The 20301-nt window shown below is 33.7% G+C and carries 14 protein-coding genes and 1 pseudogene; 7 read left to right on the top strand and 8 right to left on the bottom strand.

All coding sequences use genetic code 11. The features are described from left to right. Window positions 1-15: 15 nt before the first annotated feature. A complete protein-coding gene (locus tag ACFIKX_RS03635; protein WP_375628285.1) occupies window positions 16-2109 on the bottom strand; it encodes a S9 family peptidase in 2094 nt (697 codons plus the stop codon). Between the two features lie 855 nt (window positions 2110-2964). On the opposite strand from ACFIKX_RS03635, the gene ACFIKX_RS03640 reads away from it, so the two are divergent. Continuing rightward, window positions 2965-3402, top strand: a complete 438-nt coding sequence (locus ACFIKX_RS03640) for a MucR family transcriptional regulator (protein WP_012754848.1) — start codon at window positions 2965-2967, stop codon at window positions 3400-3402. A 98-nt stretch (window positions 3403-3500) separates the two neighbouring features. Here the strand turns inward: ACFIKX_RS03640 and ACFIKX_RS03645 are convergent, their stop codons facing one another. Continuing rightward, on the bottom strand, window positions 3501-3911 hold the full coding sequence (locus tag ACFIKX_RS03645; protein ID WP_375611146.1) for a SufE family protein: 411 nt from the start codon (window positions 3909-3911) through the stop codon (window positions 3501-3503). Window positions 3912-4019: 108 nt separating this feature from the next. Further along, window positions 4020-4395: pseudogene (locus ACFIKX_RS03650) on the bottom strand (DUF5330 domain-containing protein). A gap of 1050 nt (window positions 4396-5445) precedes the next feature. On the opposite strand from ACFIKX_RS03650, the gene ACFIKX_RS03655 reads away from it, so the two are divergent. After that, window positions 5446-6279, top strand: a complete 834-nt coding sequence (locus ACFIKX_RS03655; RefSeq protein WP_375628288.1) for a peptidoglycan-binding domain-containing protein — start codon at window positions 5446-5448, stop codon at window positions 6277-6279. A gap of 97 nt (window positions 6280-6376) precedes the next feature. Here ACFIKX_RS03655 and ACFIKX_RS03660 read toward each other — a convergent pair whose 3' ends face one another. The 4 genes from ACFIKX_RS03660 to ACFIKX_RS03675 form a co-directional block, all read right to left on the bottom strand. Beyond that, a complete protein-coding gene (locus ACFIKX_RS03660; RefSeq protein WP_375628290.1) occupies window positions 6377-6547 on the bottom strand; it encodes a hypothetical protein in 171 nt (56 codons plus the stop codon). 1491 nt (window positions 6548-8038) lie between these two features. Continuing rightward, window positions 8039-10705 (bottom strand): pyruvate, phosphate dikinase, encoded by a 2667-nt coding sequence (gene ppdK / locus ACFIKX_RS03665; protein WP_375613012.1) that lies wholly within the window; start codon window positions 10703-10705, stop codon window positions 8039-8041. Window positions 10706-10879: 174 nt separating this feature from the next. Continuing rightward, a complete protein-coding gene (locus ACFIKX_RS03670) occupies window positions 10880-11536 on the bottom strand; it encodes a DsbA family protein (RefSeq protein ID WP_375611143.1) in 657 nt (218 codons plus the stop codon). Between the two features lie 82 nt (window positions 11537-11618). Continuing rightward, window positions 11619-12119, bottom strand: coding sequence for a DUF721 domain-containing protein (locus tag ACFIKX_RS03675; protein ID WP_375628293.1), 501 nt, complete (start codon window positions 12117-12119; stop codon window positions 11619-11621). 203 nt (window positions 12120-12322) lie between these two features. On the opposite strand from ACFIKX_RS03675, the gene mutY reads away from it, so the two are divergent. Beyond that, the gene (gene mutY, locus ACFIKX_RS03680) at window positions 12323-13381 is read left to right on the top strand and encodes an A/G-specific adenine glycosylase (protein ID WP_375620664.1); all 1059 of its coding nucleotides are present in this window, start codon (window positions 12323-12325) and stop codon (window positions 13379-13381) included. A gap of 755 nt (window positions 13382-14136) precedes the next feature. Here mutY and ACFIKX_RS03685 read toward each other — a convergent pair. Continuing rightward, window positions 14137-15225, bottom strand: coding sequence for a site-specific DNA-methyltransferase (locus ACFIKX_RS03685; protein WP_375613050.1), 1089 nt, complete (start codon window positions 15223-15225; stop codon window positions 14137-14139). A 369-nt stretch (window positions 15226-15594) separates the two neighbouring features. On the opposite strand from ACFIKX_RS03685, the gene ACFIKX_RS03690 reads away from it, so the two are divergent. From ACFIKX_RS03690 to ACFIKX_RS03705, 4 genes are all read left to right on the top strand, one after another. Beyond that, window positions 15595-16290, top strand: coding sequence for an HAD family hydrolase (locus ACFIKX_RS03690; protein WP_375613014.1), 696 nt, complete (start codon window positions 15595-15597; stop codon window positions 16288-16290). Window positions 16291-18284: 1994 nt separating this feature from the next. Beyond that, entirely contained in the window at window positions 18285-18641 is a 357-nt protein-coding gene (locus tag ACFIKX_RS03695) for a hypothetical protein (RefSeq protein ID WP_375628294.1), read from the top strand. A 189-nt stretch (window positions 18642-18830) separates the two neighbouring features. Then, window positions 18831-19193 carry a hypothetical protein gene (locus ACFIKX_RS03700; protein ID WP_375628296.1) on the top strand — a complete coding sequence of 121 codons (363 nt, stop codon included), beginning with the start codon at window positions 18831-18833 and terminating at the stop codon, window positions 19191-19193. A gap of 209 nt (window positions 19194-19402) precedes the next feature. Beyond that, the gene (locus ACFIKX_RS03705) at window positions 19403-19765 is read left to right on the top strand and encodes a hypothetical protein (RefSeq protein WP_375613017.1); all 363 of its coding nucleotides are present in this window, start codon (window positions 19403-19405) and stop codon (window positions 19763-19765) included. Window positions 19766-20301 lie beyond the last annotated feature (536 nt).

The following is a 20301-nucleotide window of genomic DNA, read 5'->3' on the forward strand; positions in this document are numbered from 1 at the left end:
CCAAAATATTATGGATTAGCAAAAGTCTTTTCCTGCTATCTTTAGAATATATGCATAGATATAGGCAACTTCTTCTAGCTTTGAAAAACGTCCAGCTGCACCAGCGTGCCCTGAATCCATATTAATACGTAATAAAATTGCATTATCGTCTGTTTTTAGGTCTCGTAATTTTGCCACCCATTTTGCAGGCTCCCAGTAAGTTACACGAGGATCTGTTAATCCTGCCATCACAAGTATAGGGGGATAGTTTTGAGCTTTGACATTATCGTAAGGGGAATAGGAAGCAATAAGCTTATAATCTTCTTCTGATTCAAGAGGATTCCCCCATTCGGCCCATTCTGGAGGAGTGAGTGGCAATGAAGCATCTAACATTGTCGCTAAGACATCAACAAAAGGCACATTTGCTACGATCCCAGCAAAATCCTGTGGAGCTATATTGGCAATGGCTCCCATCAACATCCCCCCTGCTGAACCACCATGAGCAATCAGCCGGTCGTGAGAAGTGAATTTATTGTTTACAAGGTAACGCCCACAAGCAATAAAATCTGTAAATGTATTGTGCTTAAAGAGATGTTTTCCTTTCTCATACCATTCTACTCCCTTTTCTTTTCCTCCGCGAATATGAGCAATAGCGTAAATAAAACCTCTGTTTACTAGAGAAAGTACATTACTATTGAAACTGGCAGGTATAGAGATCCCATAAGCACCATAACCGTAAAGCAGACAAGGCGCACCACCATCAAGGGGAGTATTTTTGTGATAAAAAAGTGAAATAGGAATCTTCTCACCATCGTCTGCTATTGCTGTAATACGTCGTGTTACATATGCATCTTTATTATGCCCAGAGGGAATTATTTGCGTTTTTAAAAGCATTCGTTTACAATTTTTCATCTCATAATCAAACACTTGATCAGGTGTTGTCATAGACGAATAGGAAAAACGAATAGTTGGACTGTTATATTCTGCAACTCCTTGCAGACCTAAAGAATAAGCCTCTTCAGTAAAAGCAATGGAATTAACTTGTTTAGTGGTACGTTCCATTACTTTTATACGTGGAAGCCCCTCAAAACGTTCGATCCAGACAAGAAAATCTTGATAAGCATCATGGGATAATATTAGGCACCCAAGCTGATGTGGAACAAACTCAGACCAATTTTCTGATTGTGGAGATGTATATGGCGCTACCATAATTTTGAAATCTTTTGCATTATCTAAATTGGTCAGAATATAAAAGACATCACCACCTTCTGTAAGTGAATATTCAATACCTTTTTGTCGTTTCCGTACACATTGGGGAATAGTAAAAGGCGCCTCAGCAGGAATTAACCAGATCTCGGATGTTTCATGATCATGAATATTAATATAAATAACATCATTAAGCTTAGAACCGCTTACATCTAAGAAAAAACCTGGATTGTCTTCACGAAAAATAAGCTTATCTTGTGATTGATCTGTGTTTAATTGGTGATAATAGAGCTCTGAAGGTCGGTGGTTTTTATCCATCTTAGTATAGAAAAAACCTTCAGATCTAGCATCCCATACAATTTGACCAGATGTATCAGTAATTGTGTCCATACAGTCAGACAATGTCTCAAAATTACGAATTTTAGCTGTATAGAATTCTGATCCTTTGTCATCATAGGTCCATACCACATGTGTATGGTCAGGAGATTCTTGAACTGAACCAAATTTGAAATATTCTTTGCCTTCTGCCAAGACATCACCATTAAGGTACACGTTTTTTTCTCCGCCATTCCTTGGTGTCCGAAAATAATGTGGTTGTTGGCCTCCGGTAACATAAGAGAATCCGTAAGCAAAAGGACCATGTTTTATAGGAACAGAACTATCATTCTCTTGGATCCTGTTTTTCATTTCGGTAAAAAGCAAATCTCGTAATGGTTTTGTATCAGCCATTTGAGCTGATTGATAAGCATTTTCTTTTTCAAGATAATGTCGAATATTGGGATCAAGACAGTTAGGATCTTTAAAAACATCTTGCCAGTTAGACGCACGTAGCCAATGATAGGGATCATCACGAAAAATACCATGATATATTTCCTTATGAGTGATTCTAGATGCTTTGGGAGGAATTGCAAAAGTGCGAGTCATACACAATCCTATATTAAAATATGTTAATAGCTTCGTTTATATGTTAGAATCACAATGATTGATGCAAGTGTAAAAACCTATAAGTTCTATTCACTTGCAAAAATAGCACCATGATAATTTTTAAAACTAATACCTTTCTGTTCATTACATATCACAGCTATTGTTTTCTAGGGATATAACACCACTTTTATAATGAAAGTGACTGGTAAAACAATTAAACTATTAGAAAAAGAATTGATTTTTTTTGAAACAGTATAATCGCATAATTTTACAGAAAGGAATAAATATATCTAAAATATTATTATTACTGTATAAAAAATAAAAATGTCCTATCTCCTTTTAATGAATAGTTTTATATTATAAATAATACTATTATGTCATATTTATAATATATCATGTTTTTTATTATTAAATTTTATAAATATAAATAATAAAAACAAATTTAAAACTTATTAAACATAAACTTACTAAACTATAAGTATTCAAAACAAAATATAATAATTTATATATTATATTTTTATAATTAGTAATTTTATTTTTACGTTCTCAAAAAAAATAAATAAATTTTATCATATATTTTTTTATATTTGTGATGTATTATATATTATGTATGATATGTTATAGGGTAAAAATATATTTTAGCATGTAATAATTTCGTTTTTCTTATTGTATATTATGACAAAAAATAGGTATTTATTTGATTTTTTTGTGTTTTGGCAATTTTATAGAATAATTGAATTGACAAAAAAGATTTTTGTACAATATGAAACTCATGTGCATGAGATCTTTATATCATGAGTATATGCACTATATCTCGATTTTGAATTACTCAATTTTAAATTAAAGGAAACAAGAATGGAACATCGTGCAGTCTTAGAGACTGAAAGCAATTTAGTTATTACATTGGTTGCTGATATTGTTGCTGCCTACGTGAGTAATAATTCTATTCGACCGACTGAAGTGCCAAGTTTAATTGCTGATGTCCATGCTGCTTTTCGTAAAGCAGGGAATCTAGAGTTAACAGAAGTCGAAGTTGAAAAACAAAGGCCTGCCGTTAATCCGAAGCGTTCAGTATTTCCTGATTATCTCATTTGCCTTGAAGATGGAAAGAAGTTTAAATCTCTAAAGCGTCATCTCATGACACATTATGGAATGTTGCCAGAGGAATATCGTGAAAAATGGCAGTTAGATAGTTCTTACCCTATGGTGGCGCCTAATTATGCAAAAACACGATCGGCTTTGGCCAAAGAAATGGGGCTTGGACGCAAAAGCAAACGGAAAAAAACTAAATAATCTTATTTTGCGAAAAAATGGTTTCGTGCATAAAGTTGATTTTAGTATACATGTTTTGTGTGAAGCTTTTGTATATATAGCAATTTCTACCAAGGGGATTACATATAGCTTTCGTTACGAATCCGTTTAATCATTGATTTCAAACCATTTGATCGTTGTGGTGTAAGATTTTCATTTAAACCAAGTTTTTCAAAGAGCTCTTGAGCATCAGAATTGCGAATTTCAGAAGCTTTTTTGCCTGAATAAAAAGCAAGAAGTATGTAAATGAGTCCACGCACAATATGAGCATCGGAATCACCTTGAAACGTCAATATTGGATCTTTTGAGTTATTACGTGAAGATAGAAGCCACACTTGGCTAACACAACCAGGAACTTTGTGAGCATCGTTTCGAGCGCTTTCTGGAAAAGGTGGCAATTCATAGCCAAGCTCGATGACATAACGATAACGATCTTCCCAATTATCCAAAAGCGAAAAGTTCTCTATAATATTACCGATTGTTTCCGCCATTATTTTAGTCCTGTTTCGTTTGAATAATCATTCTTGAATACACTTATAAAAAATAAATATTTATTCTTCCTAACATAAATAACACGAAGAACGTTAAAAATCCTTATTTCAAGATAACATTGCATGGTTTTGTAAGAACTCTTGTATTTCGATTTTGTAAGAAACATTAGGGGAAGTCTCTGATATCATTTTTGTTTCCTAATATGTTCCCTAAATATTCATAAGCAGCTCTTGCACCGTAATATGCGCGCTCACCAAGTGAACTTAAAAAGGATTTTCCTACTTTGCAGGTTTTTATATTACGGTCACAAAATGCGCCTAAGTCATTTAAGGCTTCCTTAAAAGCAACAATCACATCGCTCGTTGTTGTCTCATTATTTTGGGGGCTAGAAGAATGGTTACTGCTTGGATCTGCTACAAAAAATGAAATAATGACAAAAATAAAAAATAAAAAAAATGATAATTTGATTAAAAAACGTATCATGGACAATCAATGTACCGCAGTGGTAAATACAATAAAAGAAGCATTTTATACACTGTTGCTTTATAAACAATTTATAAAATGTGCTTTTTATAAAATTGAGTATTCATGTATTGGATCTATATCATTGGCTTTTTTATAAATATGGCACAATTCCGCTGTATAAAATGGGATACATTGTCTATTCAGTAAAAAATTAACATCAAAATTATACACTTACAAGCTGGTCATGTTAATGAACATACTATGATAAAAAATGAGAGAGATAATCGTGTTGTGTACATAATTATTTTAAATAATAGTCCACCATCTTAGCTTAGTTGAAAAAGCTAAAAAGAGTAAACTCTGTTATTCTGACTCTAGTGTCGATAAAATATTTATATTATCTATAAAATTTTTACTGGAATGTTATGAAAATAGTCAACCTGTCAATAAAAACATCAAAAAATAACTGCATCTCTTATGATTACATCTCAAGCCAGTTTTTTCTATAACATTGTAAACATCAATTTAATTAATACTTATGAAAATTATTTAATAGAAGGAATTTATACCAAAATATAATAATATTAAGAGATAATTATTATTACCAAACCGTTTATGGATAAGTAACCATCTATATGTAAATTATAAAGAATAGATAATGATTGTCATCTTTTTAGCGTTATAGGCAAATATTTTCAATTTTATTTTAAATAATAGGCAAACATATGCCCCAAAATGAAGAATAACGTGGCATTATTGTTTAGATAATTATATGTGATAATGCAGTTTGCAAATACCAAAATGATCTTGAATGCTAATCATTTGGTGCTCTCTTTATACACATTAAAGATTTGTATAAAATAAAATGAATAAACGTTGATAAGAACTCTTGTTGATTTATCAACTTATAAATTGATATAATGAAGCCGCTCATTTTAGGAGTTTGAAAGGAAAAATCAATAATGTCAATGCACTTCTCTCTGGCTGGAAGTAAAAACTGATTCATATTCGTTTCCTAATTTATATTTGTTTCTTTGTAAAAAATAAACGCAACTGAAAATAAAAGTAATGGCAACAAAACGAAAGACCTACCGAAAAAAAACTGTAAAACACCGTAAATACTATAGTAGTATTGTTATAACACTTCTTCTTATAATTTTTCATTTTATTTTTTGGAGTGCAAAAACTCTTTATTTCTATACACGAAAAAATACTTTATTTTTTGTTGGATCTTTTCTTTTTAGCATTAGTATTTTATTTATTTCATTTAATGCTTTATTTTCGCAAATGACAACGCATCAAAATATTTTAACTCAAATGAAATTTTCCTCTGTTCAAAGTATAGGTAAGAGCTCTACTTTATCGGAAAAAGAAGAAAAATCACAAGAACTCTCCCGTGTAACTTCTGTACATTCTCAAAGTCATAAGCACACAAATTCACCTTTACCCTCTCAATCAGCAAGCATGCTGGAAAAGCAAAAAGAACTAGCAAAATTAGGACTTTATGATGGACCATTAGATGGACTGGAAGGACCTAAAACACGCCGAGCCATCACTTTATGGAAACAGCAAACTGCTCAGAGAATGCAAAAGAATGTTCTATCTAATCCCGCAGCAGATGAAATCGCGATATTAATTAAGCAAAGCGAAATAGAAACAAACAATACAAAAAATATGACACACTTAAAAGAAGCTATTTTAGAGCCTTCTGTTGAAGATATTATACAAGTGCAAAAAGCTTTACATATTTTTGGGAATGAGGAGGTTATTGTCACAGGAATAGAAGATCAAAAGACGATAGAAGCCTTAAAACAGTTTCAAAAAACATTTGATCTTCCTGTAACAGGTAAAATTAATCACACAATTTTAATGAAAATGCGTGAAATTGGTTTATTAAATTGAAGCTAATCATAATAATCTCTTAATTTATAATGATAATTCATCTTTCGTTTGTTTAATGCTCCCCTCAAACATTCCTTCATCTCAAGCCCTCTTATTTTCAATCAATCAGAATGGTTTTCTTACACATTACATATTGAGCCGTATAATTTTCTTCAAAAAAACCACAACCGATTGCAGAAAAAAGAATATTGCAAAATAGCAAACGCGCTTGTTCTAGCATTTTTATTGCCTCTGATGATAAAAGGACACGAAATTTTTGTAGTATCATGTAAACCTTTCATATTATCGAACCACGAATTGTCCATATATTATCGTCAATTTGATCTTTATAAATATGATGCAAAGAATTTGTGCAAACACCTGTAAGGATAAATAGACGTAAAGCTAATTGTGTTATGGTTGTTGTTTTGCAAAGTGTCTGATAAAAAACCGGCACTTCTCTCTAATCTATTGCTGGAAAGTTATGTGTTTTATGACATTGTCTTCTTAAGAGAGCGTGTGCGTTTAGTATTGCCTATAAATCAACATCCAAACTTACCGCAGCAGTATGTTTGAAAAAAATGTTAAGACAGTTTAGTACTTCTCTCAGCTGTTATAGCTTTTATATGCCAAATGGAGGCAAGAATATTACGCATCTCTGTTTGTATAATCTCTTAAAACAGGAAAACAGCCTAATTTGGGAAAAATATGAAAAGTTAAGGTAAAAACCAGTTTTCATCTTTGTCATTTCCTTTTAATTCAGCTTTACGCCTTTCAAAGACATCTAAAGCAATATCTTTAAAATAACGGAAATTACCTATTGCCTCATGCTCTTACTTTATCACATGTCTTTTTGGTCTCACTCCCCCTCACCTAAAACAAAATGTCCCAAACGGAATATACTTGGATTGCCATTCACGGGCTTTCTTAAAAAACATCTCTAAAGCACCTAAAACCACTTCGCAACAACGCCCATGAATAATAATAGTAGTCCCACTGCACGCGCCGCGCATCATCTTTACGCTTTTTGTCAAGAAGCAAGCCGGCACCATTACACACTGTACCTACCTTCAATTTGTGACAGCTCTTGACACTTGAGACGTTTCATAAGAGGCATATCCTTGCTTTATTTTTTTATCTACAGACGCTCATCCCGCCTGTAACATACAAAAAACATGGTTTTGATTGATTCATTATAAAAGAAGTCGAAATAAGAAAATCTTATGATATTTACAGCTTTCATTCAATATGAGAAATAAAAAATTATCTTTATAAATCAATAGATTGTGTAACTTTGATATTCCTTTATAAATGTAAAGATGGGAGTGCATAATGGAGTTTATAAATTTTGGGAAGATTTTTATAAACTTACGGGGAGTTTTACATAATCCCCATTCCACGAATATCAATGTAAAATGGGGCATCCATTGAGAAATGTCTATCTCAAACAGCATGATGCGCAAAAAAAATGCATTTGTTTGGAGCATTCTATTTTGCGTGAGGAGCTCATTCCCCTATAAAAAAGCAAACGCGTAAATTGACTGCACAATAACACGTTTCTCTCTATCAAGAGGTTCGCCAATAAAAAGTGCATTAATAATACATCTTTGTCTATCCTGTGCTTTATATTTTCTCTCATAAACCTCTAAAAAAACACTTTCTCGCGTAACACAACTTATCGTACATTTTAGAAGCATTTTTATTCCCTTTATTAAAGAAAATAAAAGAATATATAAAAATTTATTTCAGTAATAACGATACAACAAAAAATATTAACCCATTACATCCTTTTTGCTATTGCGGCCTGAGCTGCTGCTAAACGAGCAATTGGCACTCGAAAAGGAGAACACGAAACATAATCCAGGTTATTTTCTTCGCATAAAGCAATAGAGGCAGGATCGCCTCCATGTTCACCGCAAATTCCCAATTTTATTTTTGCACGCTTTGAGCGTCCACGCTGTGCAGCAATGGTAATAAGTTCCCCTACTCCATCACGGTCAATAGACACAAAAGGATCTTGCTCTAAAAGACCTTTTTGAAAATAGGTTGCCAAAAAAGGAGCTGCATCATCACGGGAAATCCCAAAAGTAGTTTGTGTCAAATCGTTTGTTCCAAATGAAAAAAATTCAGCAGTTTCAGCAATTTCATCTGCTCGAAGCGCCGCTCTTGGAAGTTCAATCATCGTCCCAACCATATATTGAATAGTGCTTCCCTTTTCTTTCATCACTTCCTCAGCAACCTGATCAATACGCGCTTTCACAAAATCGAGTTCAGATTTTAGTGCAACCAGTGGCACCATAATTTCAAGCATAACAGGAGATCCAGATTTTTGGGCAGCTTCTGCTGCTGCTTCAAAAATCGCCCGCGCTTGCATTTCTGCAATTTCAGGATAAGTAATAGCTAAACGGCATCCTCGTAATCCAAGCATAGGATTAAATTCGTGCAACTGCTGAGTGCGTTCAGCAAGCACTTCAGCAGAAACACCCATAGCTGTTGCAACATCAAGAATTTCTGCTTTCGTTTTAGGCAAAAATTCATGTAACGGTGGATCTAGCAAGCGGATAGTAACAGGTAAACCACACATAATTTCAAATAATTCACTAAAATCTGAACGCTGCATTGGCAACAGCTTATCTAGTGCTTTACGACGACCACTTTCATCATGACTTAAAATCATTTCACGCATGGCAACGATACGTTCATCAGAAAAAAACATGTGCTCCGTACGGCAAAGACCTATACCTTCAGCCCCAAAAGAGCGCCCCATACGGGCATCAGATGGTGTATCAGCATTAGCGCGAACTCTTATACGTCGCATCCCATCAGCCCATTCCATTAATTTTGCAAAGTCTCCGCAAAGCTGAGGCTGCAACATTGCAACTTTCCCTTTGAAAATTTCTCCACTTCCACCATCAATTGTGATAACATCACCTTTTTTTAAGCTTTCTCCTGAGGCAAACAACGTATTTGTGTTATAATCAATCCGCACACTGCCAGCACCAGAAATACATGGTTTTCCCATCCCCCGCGCAACAACAGCAGCGTGACTTGTCATACCGCCACGCGTTGTTAAAATTCCTTCTGCAGCATGCATACCATGAATATCTTCTGGGCTTGTTTCTACACGGACCAAAATAACTTTGCGACCTTCCGCCGACACAGTTTCTGCCTCTTCTGAAGTAAAAACAATTTCACCAGTTGCGGCTCCAGGAGAAGCAGGTAAACCACGTCCTATAACAAAACGTTCTGCTTTAGGATCAAGTGTTGGATGCAAAAGTTGGTCCAGCGACTTTGCATCAATACGCATCACAGCCTCTTCACGGTTTATTAACCCCTCCTCAACCATTTCAATTGCCGTCTTGAGAGCCGCACGAGCCGTGCGTTTTCCTGAACGAGTCTGAAGCATCCATAATTTACCTTTTTCAATGGTAAATTCGAGATCTTGCATATCCCGATAATGCTGCTCAAGCTTCTGCGCAATCTGACATAATTTCAAAAAAGCCTCAGGCATAATTTTTTCTAACGACGGTCTATTTGAACCAGCAACAATACGCGCACTTTCTGTAATATTTTGAGGCGTTCGAATGCCCGCCACAACATCTTCCCCTTGCGCATTAACTAAAAATTCACCATAAAGTTCTTTTTTCCCTGTCGATGGATTGCGTGTAAAAGCAACACCTGTTGCCGAATCTTCTCCCATGTTACCAAAAACCATAGCTTGCACATTAACTGCCGTTCCCCAACTTTCAGGAATGCTATGTAAACGGCGATAAGTAACTGCACGTGCTGTCATCCAACTTGAAAAAACGGCTCCAATTGCCCCCCATAACTGTTGTTCAGGATCTTGTGGAAAAGGGGTTCCTAATTTTTCTTCAACATAGGCTTTATAAGAAATAATAACATTCTTCCAATCATCTGCTGTCATTTCTGTATCAATAGTGTAACCATTGCATGCTTTTACTTCATCAAGAATCTCTTCAAAATACGAATGGTCTAGCCCCAAAACAACGTTAGAATACATTTGGATAAAACGCCGATAACTATCATAAGCAAAACGTTCATTATTGGCTTGTAAAGCAATTGCTTTTACAGTTTTATCATTCATGCCAAGGTTCAGCACTGTATCCATCATCCCTGGCATAGAAGCCCTAGCCCCTGAACGAACAGACAGCAAAAGTGGTCTTTGTTCATTCCCAAATTCACGTCCTGTTTGTTCAGCAACGTATCTTAGTGCTTGCTTAACAGATTCCTGTAGCTCTTCTGGATATGATTTGTCATGGGCATAATAAAAATTACAAACTTCTGTTGTCAGCGTAAATCCGGGTGGTACGGGCAAACCAAGATTACTCATTTCTGCCAAATTAGCCCCTTTACCTCCGAGAAGGTTACGCTCACTTGCACTTCCTTCTGCCTTTCCATCTCCAAAACTATAAACCCATTTTTTCACTGTACAAATCCTCCCATATCAGCTTCAAAACATCATTCAACCCAGGCTCACTTAAAAGCAATGATTTGATTCAAAATTGGCTCAACGATATCGCTTCATAAATGCATAATATTAATCCTTCCAAAAGAGATAATGACCAAAAGTATCACTATCCATCTTCTGGAAGATTAAGATTCAGTTTTTTAGAAAACTATCAATCACCGAAAAAAATTCTTCTACTTTCATGGCACCTTCATATTTACTACCATTAATAAAGAAAGTAGGTGTTGCTGTGACACCAAGCTCTTTACCGCGTTCAAAAGATGCATTTACTTCATCTAAAATGGACTGATTTTTCAAACACGCAGTAAAACTTTCATCTGTAAAACCAGCCATTAAGCCAATTTTCTTCAATGGTGTTAGAGCATTTTTTCCGAAAGCCCATTCATTTTGTTTTTGAAATAAAACTTCTATCAAAGGAAAATAGCGATCTTCCGGTGCACACCGTGCCAACATAAAACCTGCTGTTGCCCGAGGATCAAAAGCATATTCTCGGAAAATAAGTTTTACTTTTCCTGTTTTGATATATTTTTTACGAATTTGGGGAAGTATATCATTATAAAAATGCGCACAATGGGTACATGTCAACGAAGCATACTCAACAATGACGACTGGTGCATCCGCCTCTCCCTCAAAGCGATCCTTTACTTTACCCGATTGGAGAAGCTCTGCCATATCAACAGTTGCCACTGATTTGGGATCACGCGCTAAAGCAACTGTTACACTGTTTTGTACAATCGTTATGAAGAGAAAAATTATCCCGAAAGATAAAAAAGAACGATATTTTACCATAAATAATACTTTTCTGTTGTTATTAACGAATAGGAATCCAATGCTTTCTCATATATTAAAGAAAAATATATAAAATATCTTTCTATTTATTATTTTTTTCCAAAAAAATGCAACAGCCAAGTTGATAAAGTGCTTGGTGCAAACTTTTATCTTCAATTCCTTCAAGCATTTTTTCCACGCATTTTTTGTCTTGTTCACTCAAAGGCGGTTTTAGAGGCAAGTGATTCATAAAAACCGACATACTCCTTTGCTCAATCTTGATGCGATCAATAGCAATATAGCCAAAAAATCCGTTAATTCTATGAAGTAATTCCTCTGTTTCATGCATCAATTTTAACGCAGCAAATCCTTCACATGCGACAACAAGTGTTGCTGGCTGAAAAACTTCATCTTGATCTGCACGACGTTTCCAAATAATTTTAAGCGGCATTGTATGTTCACTGATATCATAGCCCGCAATCTGTGGCCAATGTTCTATAAGCGCTACATTAAGCCCTGTCCGTTTGCGTAAAACTGGATCAAGTATTTTGTATACCGCCTCAGAAAGAGAATTAAAGATACGTTTTTTAAGTTGTTTTCTCATTTTTAGATCATTGTTCAACCGCTTACTAAATTAAAATCATTTGTTTCATCTAAAAATTGTTGCCTCCTCAATTTATGAAATATCAACAAAATAAAAAGCCTTTTCTCACCAGAGCCTTGACAATAAAAGAGCAAAAAACATGAATTACAAAATAAATAATTTTTTCTTTTGCATTTTATATCTCCCTATGCTTGAAAGCAATCATGTATGAAATTTCTTCGCACCTCCTTGCTTGGTACGATCAAAATCACAGACATCTTCCATGGCGGATTACCCCCGAAAAGCAAAAACAAGGTATCCGTCCTGATCCTTATCAAGTTTGGCTTTCTGAAATCATGCTTCAACAAACAACCGTTGAAACAGTTAAGCCTTATTTTAAAAAGTTTCTAAAACTATGGCCTGATCTTTCCTCTTTAGCAAAAGCCTCCCAAGATGATATCATGAAAGCATGGGCTGGACTTGGTTATTATTCACGCGCACGTAATCTTAAAAAATGTGCGCGACAGCTTGTTGAAAACTACGCGGGACAATTTCCACAATCTGTAAAAGAATTGCGAACTCTAGCCGGTATTGGAGATTATACTGCCGCAGCCATTGCTGCGATTGCTTTTAACCACCCTGTAGCAGTGGTTGATGGTAATGTCGAACGTGTGGTAGCGCGACTTTTTGCTATCACTTCAATATTGCAAAAAGCAAAAGTTGAAATTAAAGAAAAAACACAAAAAATTACTGCTTTAAATCGTCCTGGTGACTTTGCTCAAGCAATGATGGATTTGGGAGCAACAATTTGTACTCCACGCAAACCATCTTGTTATACCTGCCCTCTTCAATGTTTATGCAAAGCAGAAAAGATGCAACAACCGGAGTCTTTTCCAGTTAAAGCCCCTAAAAAAGAACGCCCTTCAAAAACAGGTATTGCTTTTGTGGTCCTTAATAAAAAGAAACAAATTTATTTGGAAAAACGACAGACGCAAAAGCTCCTTGGTGGAATGACCCAAATTCCTAACAATATTGGCATAAACAACGAAAATGGGCTACAAAACGCACCCTTTACTGCCAATTGGCAATTCAAAGGACAAATTACGCATGTTTTTACTCACTTTTCTCTAAAACTTGATGTTTACTATACCGAAGATGTTCATGAAATGAATTGTGAAAATGGTTGGTGGTGTAACATTCAACATCTTGCCGAAGAAGCATTACCTACTGTTATGAAAAAAGCCATTTCCGTAGCACTTCCCAATTCTTTTAGATTTAAATAACCTTCCCTATTCATAAAAATGTTTTCTAATGGAGACTTTTGTATCTCTAGCGATCATTTATTAATCTGTAAAAGAAAAATTTTAAAAAATGAAATAACCAATTTTTGCTACAGACAAAAATTAAGGAGCGATAGAAACGCTTAGAAGCTTTAGATTTAAATTTCAGGATCTATCCTTTTTTCGCTTATGACGGAGCAAGTTAGCACCATCGTTATATTTACCAGCTCCCTCAACATCCCTTGGTACGTGAAACGGATTATAAGAGGTACTTTTAGTTCTTTCGTTAACAATTTTTATTCACACGCCAACCCCGTTTATGACATGCAAGAAAGTAATTTTCATCGATTCAATATGGAACAAATTTGAAATAAGAAAACTTGACGATATTCCGAGGGCAATTCGATATGAGTTGCGCTAAATTATCTTTATAATCAATATATTATATGCACTTTACAGATGTACGTATTCAAAAAAGCACTTAATTTTGAACTTCTGAATGAACCTTTTAATTCTGATATTTCATTTTTATAAGCTTATATTGAAATTTTACTGTTTTGGAACTAAAATGAGAACATAGATTGAAAATTTCTCATTTTAATTTCTTCTAAAAGAAGCATAAAATACTCGCTTGTCGCTTACAAGCGAGATTTAGTGTGTCAATAAAAAACATCTAAGAAAGGCTAAAACACCCTCACGTCCATCTCAATCAAGATCAGGTATATTGGTGGTCAATAGAATGAAGCGATCAGCTTAGTTCATAAAACACCCGTTTTTAACATTTGTGAACGTATGATCATTCTTAAATGATCTATGGACTTCAACCGTCCATTTTCCTCATAATACCAAAAGGTCCAACCATTACAACTCTGCGAATCTTGAGCCTTTCTTCCCATTGCGTGAATTGAGCCCGCTTCACCACCATGCATAATCGTACCATCAGCTCTTACAATAGCAGATACTTGCTTCTTACGATCATACAGAACTTCTCCAGGATAGAGTAAACCTGCTTCAAGCAAACTGTTGAATGCTACGCGCGGTTCTGCTTTTTTTCTATCCAAAATCGCTAGTTCTGGTTGCGCTAAAGGTTGAACCGCCGCAATTCTCTCACATGCTGCATCGATGTAATCTTGCTCGCGTTCAATCCCAACAAAATCACGCCCTAAAAGCTTGGCAACAGCACCTGTTGTTCCCGAACCAAAAAACGGATCGAGAATAACATCACCAGGTTTACTAGAAGCCATAATAATACGCGCTAATAACGCTTGCGGTTTTTGTGTTGGATGTAATTTACGCCCCGAATCATCCTTTAAACGTTCAGCTCCAGTGCAGAGAGGGAAAAGCCAATCTGAACGCATTTGTAGATCTTCATTTGCCGCTTTTAAGGCATCATAATTAAATGTGTACTTTTTATCTTTTTGATCTCGCACGGCCCAAATAAGCGTCTCATGAGCATTTTGAAAACGGCGCCCTCGAAAATTAGGCATCGGATTATTCTTGCGCCAAATAATATCATTAAGCATCCAAAAACCTAAATCTTGTAATGCCGTCCCAACCCGAAAAATATTATGGTAAGATCCGATAACCCAAAGTGTTCCGTTGGGTTTTAATACACGACGACAAGCAAGCAACCATGCACGAGTAAAAGCATCATAAGCAGCAAAACTCTCAAACTGATCCCATGCATCATCAACCGCATCAACAAGCGAATGATCTGGACGGTATAAAGCTCCATCCAATTGCAAATTATAGGGTGGATCCGCAAAAATCATATCAACAGAATGTTTTGGAAGTTTTTCTAAAACGGAAACACAATCTCCTTTAAAAATTTTATTGCGCCATGGCATTTGTGAGGGAGTACGAAGGAAATCTTTTTGAAGCTGAATAACTGTCATGAAAAACCCAACAAAATTAACTGAATTTGCCCTATAATCAACCAAAATAGTTTATAGGCCCGCATTACCCATCTATATTTACAAAATAGCGTAAACGTATCGTTAAAGTTCTACAAAATTGATGATTGTTTTTGTTTTTTTAGTAAAAAAAAACTTTCATATGAATGAAACCTTAATTTTTTTTTCAATGTACTGTTCCCATATCTTTTATTTCGTAAAAGAATTAAGAATCATTTTCAAAGCGTATTTTTATGAAATAAGATCTTCTCAATATCGTTTTCATGAAAGTTGTCCATCTCGTAACATGTAAAGGAATATCTTATGCCTCAGATAGATCTTATTATTTTTGATTGTGACGGAGTTCTCGTCGACTCTGAATATCTTGCAGCAAAAATTGGATCTCAATTGCTCAAACAAACAGGATATGAAATATCACCCGAAGAATTGAGTGAGCGTTTTGCAGGGCTTATCTTTCGCGATATTCTTAAACACGTTGAACAGGAAACAGAAAAACCTATTTCTGCTCATCTCATAGATCAAATGACTAATATTTTTCGTACACAAATAAAAACTAAATTACGGGCTATTGATGATGTAAGAGAAGCTGTAGAAATTATCCAAACACGCTATCCCTACTGTATCTGCTCTAATGCAAAAAGCGTAGATATAAAAGAGATGCTCATCACGGTTGATCTCTATGACCTTTTTGAAGGTAAAATATTTTCAGCACCTGAAGTTGGAACAAAAAGAACGAAACCGGCCCCTGATGTTTTCCTTTTTGCCGCACAACAATTACAGGCAGAGCCCCAAAACACTATCGTTATAGAAGATTCACTTCATGGTGTACACGCAGCCATAGCAGCAGGCATGCGTGTCATCGGCTTTACGGGAGGATCACATAGCTATCTTGGCCACTCTAATGCACTTGCAGAAGCTGGTGCAGAAACAGTTATTGCAAAACATGCTCATTTAGGAGAAGTCTTAGAAGCAATGGCAGTATGGCGAGATCTATTATAAAAAATCTCTTGAATATATCAATTTGTAAACTCTTGTAAGAAGCATTTTTATTCAAATGTCCTGCTCTTCTCGCTGCTCCTTTTATAATAACTTCAATAAATGCGTAATTCACGACACGGGTGAATTGCATCTCAATGTGAAGGAAAAATATAGCGCCTCATTGAAATCATAAGTCTGTTAACCATTGCACGTGCTTTAAAAAAAGCCAAAAACAGGGGTGCCAACTCATGAAAATTAAACCCTGCTTATCTATCTCAACTCCGATATCCCACTCCCAACCTCAGCAGCTCATCCTGATAAATTATTATATTTGTCAAAAAAGGAATATTACGATGCCTTGCTCGATAAGATGTGAGAATTGCTAGCCTCTTTCATCTGATCAAAAAAATCACATACTATGGTAAAATTGTAAGGGATGTGCCTATTAATCATGGAAAAAATATTAAAATTCGCGGAATCTATGGAACACAAGACTTTATTGAAAATGACAAATGCGTCCTTGTTGAGTTACAAAGGCTTATATTTACTCAATCCAAATCTCATAAACTTGTTGAAGGCTTATTTACTTTGCTGCTTAAATAGTATTTTAACAGCATCAATTGGTACAACCTCCCTAAGATTACAAAAAACAAAAAGAATACACTCTTATGAAGATGTGCATTTTATAAAAAATATTTCATACCAAGTAATTTACAGACAATATATTGATTTATAATCATAATTTATCATGATTCAAATTAAGCAAAAAAACCGAATATTGTAAGATTCTCTCATTTCAAACCTAGATATGCTGAATTAAATAAATAAAGAAATAAAAATGCCTTTTAATGAATCATCTCAAAAGGCAAAAATTGTAGCAACATTAGGAGCGAGAAAAGTGTATGGCAATGCCATCTTTCTTCTTTATAAACGTCAAAAATTCTGATGCCCTAAGAATTTTATATTATGGGGGCTTTATCATCATATCTATCATTGCAAAATAGGCTTGAGTACCTTGAGAACGGTTTCTTTAAAAAAGCACATAAATATGAAACATATAATCATGTTAAACAAGCGACAGCGATACCAATAGTTGCTTAAAATTTTCCGAAAGCACTTAATAGCCTTTTTAAATAAGCAATGAAATCAGATCTTTTCAAAAGTAATCCACTTTCTAAAAATAAAAGCGGCTTTTCAGTTTGGAAAGAAGAAAGTGTTGAAAATATTATCTAATGCTGATCTTTCGGCACTCATAAATATGTCTAAATTATATTCTTCTATACACTGCCTTGCATCATAGTAATATGCTGTTCACATTGGCGATAAAAAGATAATATCATTTATCTCTATCCAATTCGAGCTCTACTTTACACTATGAGAAAATTGTACATTTTTTAGTATCTATAACATATTATTATCTATAAGATAAATGTATATATTTAATAGTAAAGTAAGAATTATTATTCTGATATCACGATGCAATTAAATAACCATTGAATAATAATTTAATAATATCTATAGAACACACATTCTACAATAATGACTATCTATAATAAATACTATAAATAATAAAATTTTAGCGTGTCCATTCATATTTTAATTGTTAATAATATTTTTATAACCACATCATAATTTTCATTTTTTCTATTATACTATCGATAATAAATAATTTTTTATATATTTAATATGTAAAAATTTTGATCAATTTTATTATCTATAAATGTATTTAAAAAATATATTAATGTCATTTTATAAAAATTATACGATAACCATATGTTATTTTATATATAACACATAATAAAATATTGTATAAAGTTTTTAAAAAATATAATTTGTAATTATTACTGTTACTTTTTTACAATAACGTTTATAAAAATTATAGTTATATTTTTATATGTATTTTTATTATTGACTAAAAATACATATTGAACTATATGTCTTGTATATAGTGTGATATACATAAACATTATGTATATTTCTTACATATATAACTTAAAAATATTTGAGGTAAAGTTATGGTAAAAATATTTAAAAATTATATTTTAAGCATTTTTATAGCGAGCACTTTTTTTATTTCACAAACTGTAAATGTTAATGCAAACTATTTGAAAAACGATAATCCAAAAGAGGAATTTTCTGTTTTCCCAATGGAACAAGTAAAATATGCGAAATCCGATGTAGTTTCTACGACTGCTTTCTATGCTCCGTCTGTAAATTATCAAACAGAACATGGAACAATAGGTGAAGGAAAATTTGAAAAGGTCGTTGAGCCTATGACTATAGGAATGGGGCTATTGTTTACTGGACATGTAATGAGCTTTATAGGATCGATAATAAGTTGGATAAAGGACATAGTATTGATGTTCAAATAATTCAACCTCGTCTAGAACTCTATAATAATAGCTTTATTATGTGGCTATAATTCATTGTAAATAATTACATAATGAAGCTCATTATGCTACAAAATATAAATGTTGTAGATTACATCCAAATATCCAAAGTATAAATTAAGTATAAATTTACGCATATATATTGAATAGTATAAATATTTGAGGTAAATTATGATTAAATTATTTAAAAATCATATATTAAGTATTTTCATTATTTCTGCCTTTTCTCTTTCTCAGGTTGTAAATGTGCATGCAAACTCTTTACAAAATAGTACTCATCGTGAGAATATTTTTGTTTCTGCAATAGAACAGAAAAGAAAGGATGCAGTCCATACCGTTTCTCTCTATAGACCTAGTCTAAATCGTGGAGTGGGTAATGAAGCTACTATTGAAGGAAAATTTGAAAAGGTTGTTGAACCTCTTACACTCGGGGCTTTTGGTATGGGGATGGCACTTGGATATGCATCAAGTACGATAGGCATGTTTTTAGGATGGATAATAAGTAAAATAATATTGTATTTTAAATCTCGTTAAAATTGAAATTTCATCAGAATAAGACCTTCTCATATGAAATATAAACTATGAACATATTCCGTGTTTATCCATTGTTGATGACAAAAACTAATGAATTATCACACTAAGAGTGAAAAAAGCTTTAAATGCTTCTGTTTCTCTCAATGTGCACTAATTCTGCCGATGCATCTATTCAATTCAGATTAAAATAAAAGTATTGGTGGTAAACTATGATTAAAGTATTGAAAACTTACGTATTAAATATTTTTATAGCAGTTGCTTTTCTGCTTTCACAAGTTATAAATGTTCATGCCAATCATTTGAAAAATGATACTCAATGGGAAACTGTCTCTTTAATAGAACAAGGAAAGAAAAAAGCTATCGATATAGCTGCTCTTTATGTCCCAAGTTTCACTCATAAAGCAAAAAGTGAATCTGCCTTTGAAGGAAAATTTGAGAAAGTGTTTGAACCAATTACGCTAGGAGTTTTTTCTACAGTAGGAGCTTTGGGTTTTGGATTCTTGACTGGATCTGTTATGGCCATATTTAGCGGGATAATCGGATGGGCAATAGGAAAAATTAAAGGCAAATAATTCAAAGATACTTAGTTATTTTTTTCTATTTAAAATGAAAATACTTTACAGCCTGCTTCCCATCATTTAGCAGGCTGTTGTATGTTTTCTATGGATAAACTTTAGGTTACCATACTGTATAGCACAAATATAATATCTATTATTATACAAAGTGATAAATTAAGCTAAAAAAGATTATTCAAAGTATAGATTTGCGCACGAAATGCCATAAAATTACCTTATAAATCTTCCAATGTGAGTTCTGAGATGTATCATTTTAACATTCAGTTTAGCAGATTTAATTGTTACAAAGTATTAAGAGCATAAAATAACTATGAATGATTGAGTTTTATACAAAAGTTCTTCAATAAATACCATTCTATCTATTTAATTTTATTATTTAAGAAGGTGTACAAGTGAAGATACGTTGTAAAATTTAAGTGAATGAATAATAGAGAAAAAAATTTTGACTGTAACAGATTTTCTGTGAACATTTGGCGTTTATATCTCAAAAATAAAAATGCTTAAGGCTATTTCCTTTCATTATTGAATTAAAA

The organism is Bartonella sp. CM86QHHN (assembly GCF_042194695.1).
Classification (GTDB): Bacteria; Pseudomonadota; Alphaproteobacteria; order Rhizobiales; family Rhizobiaceae; genus Bartonella.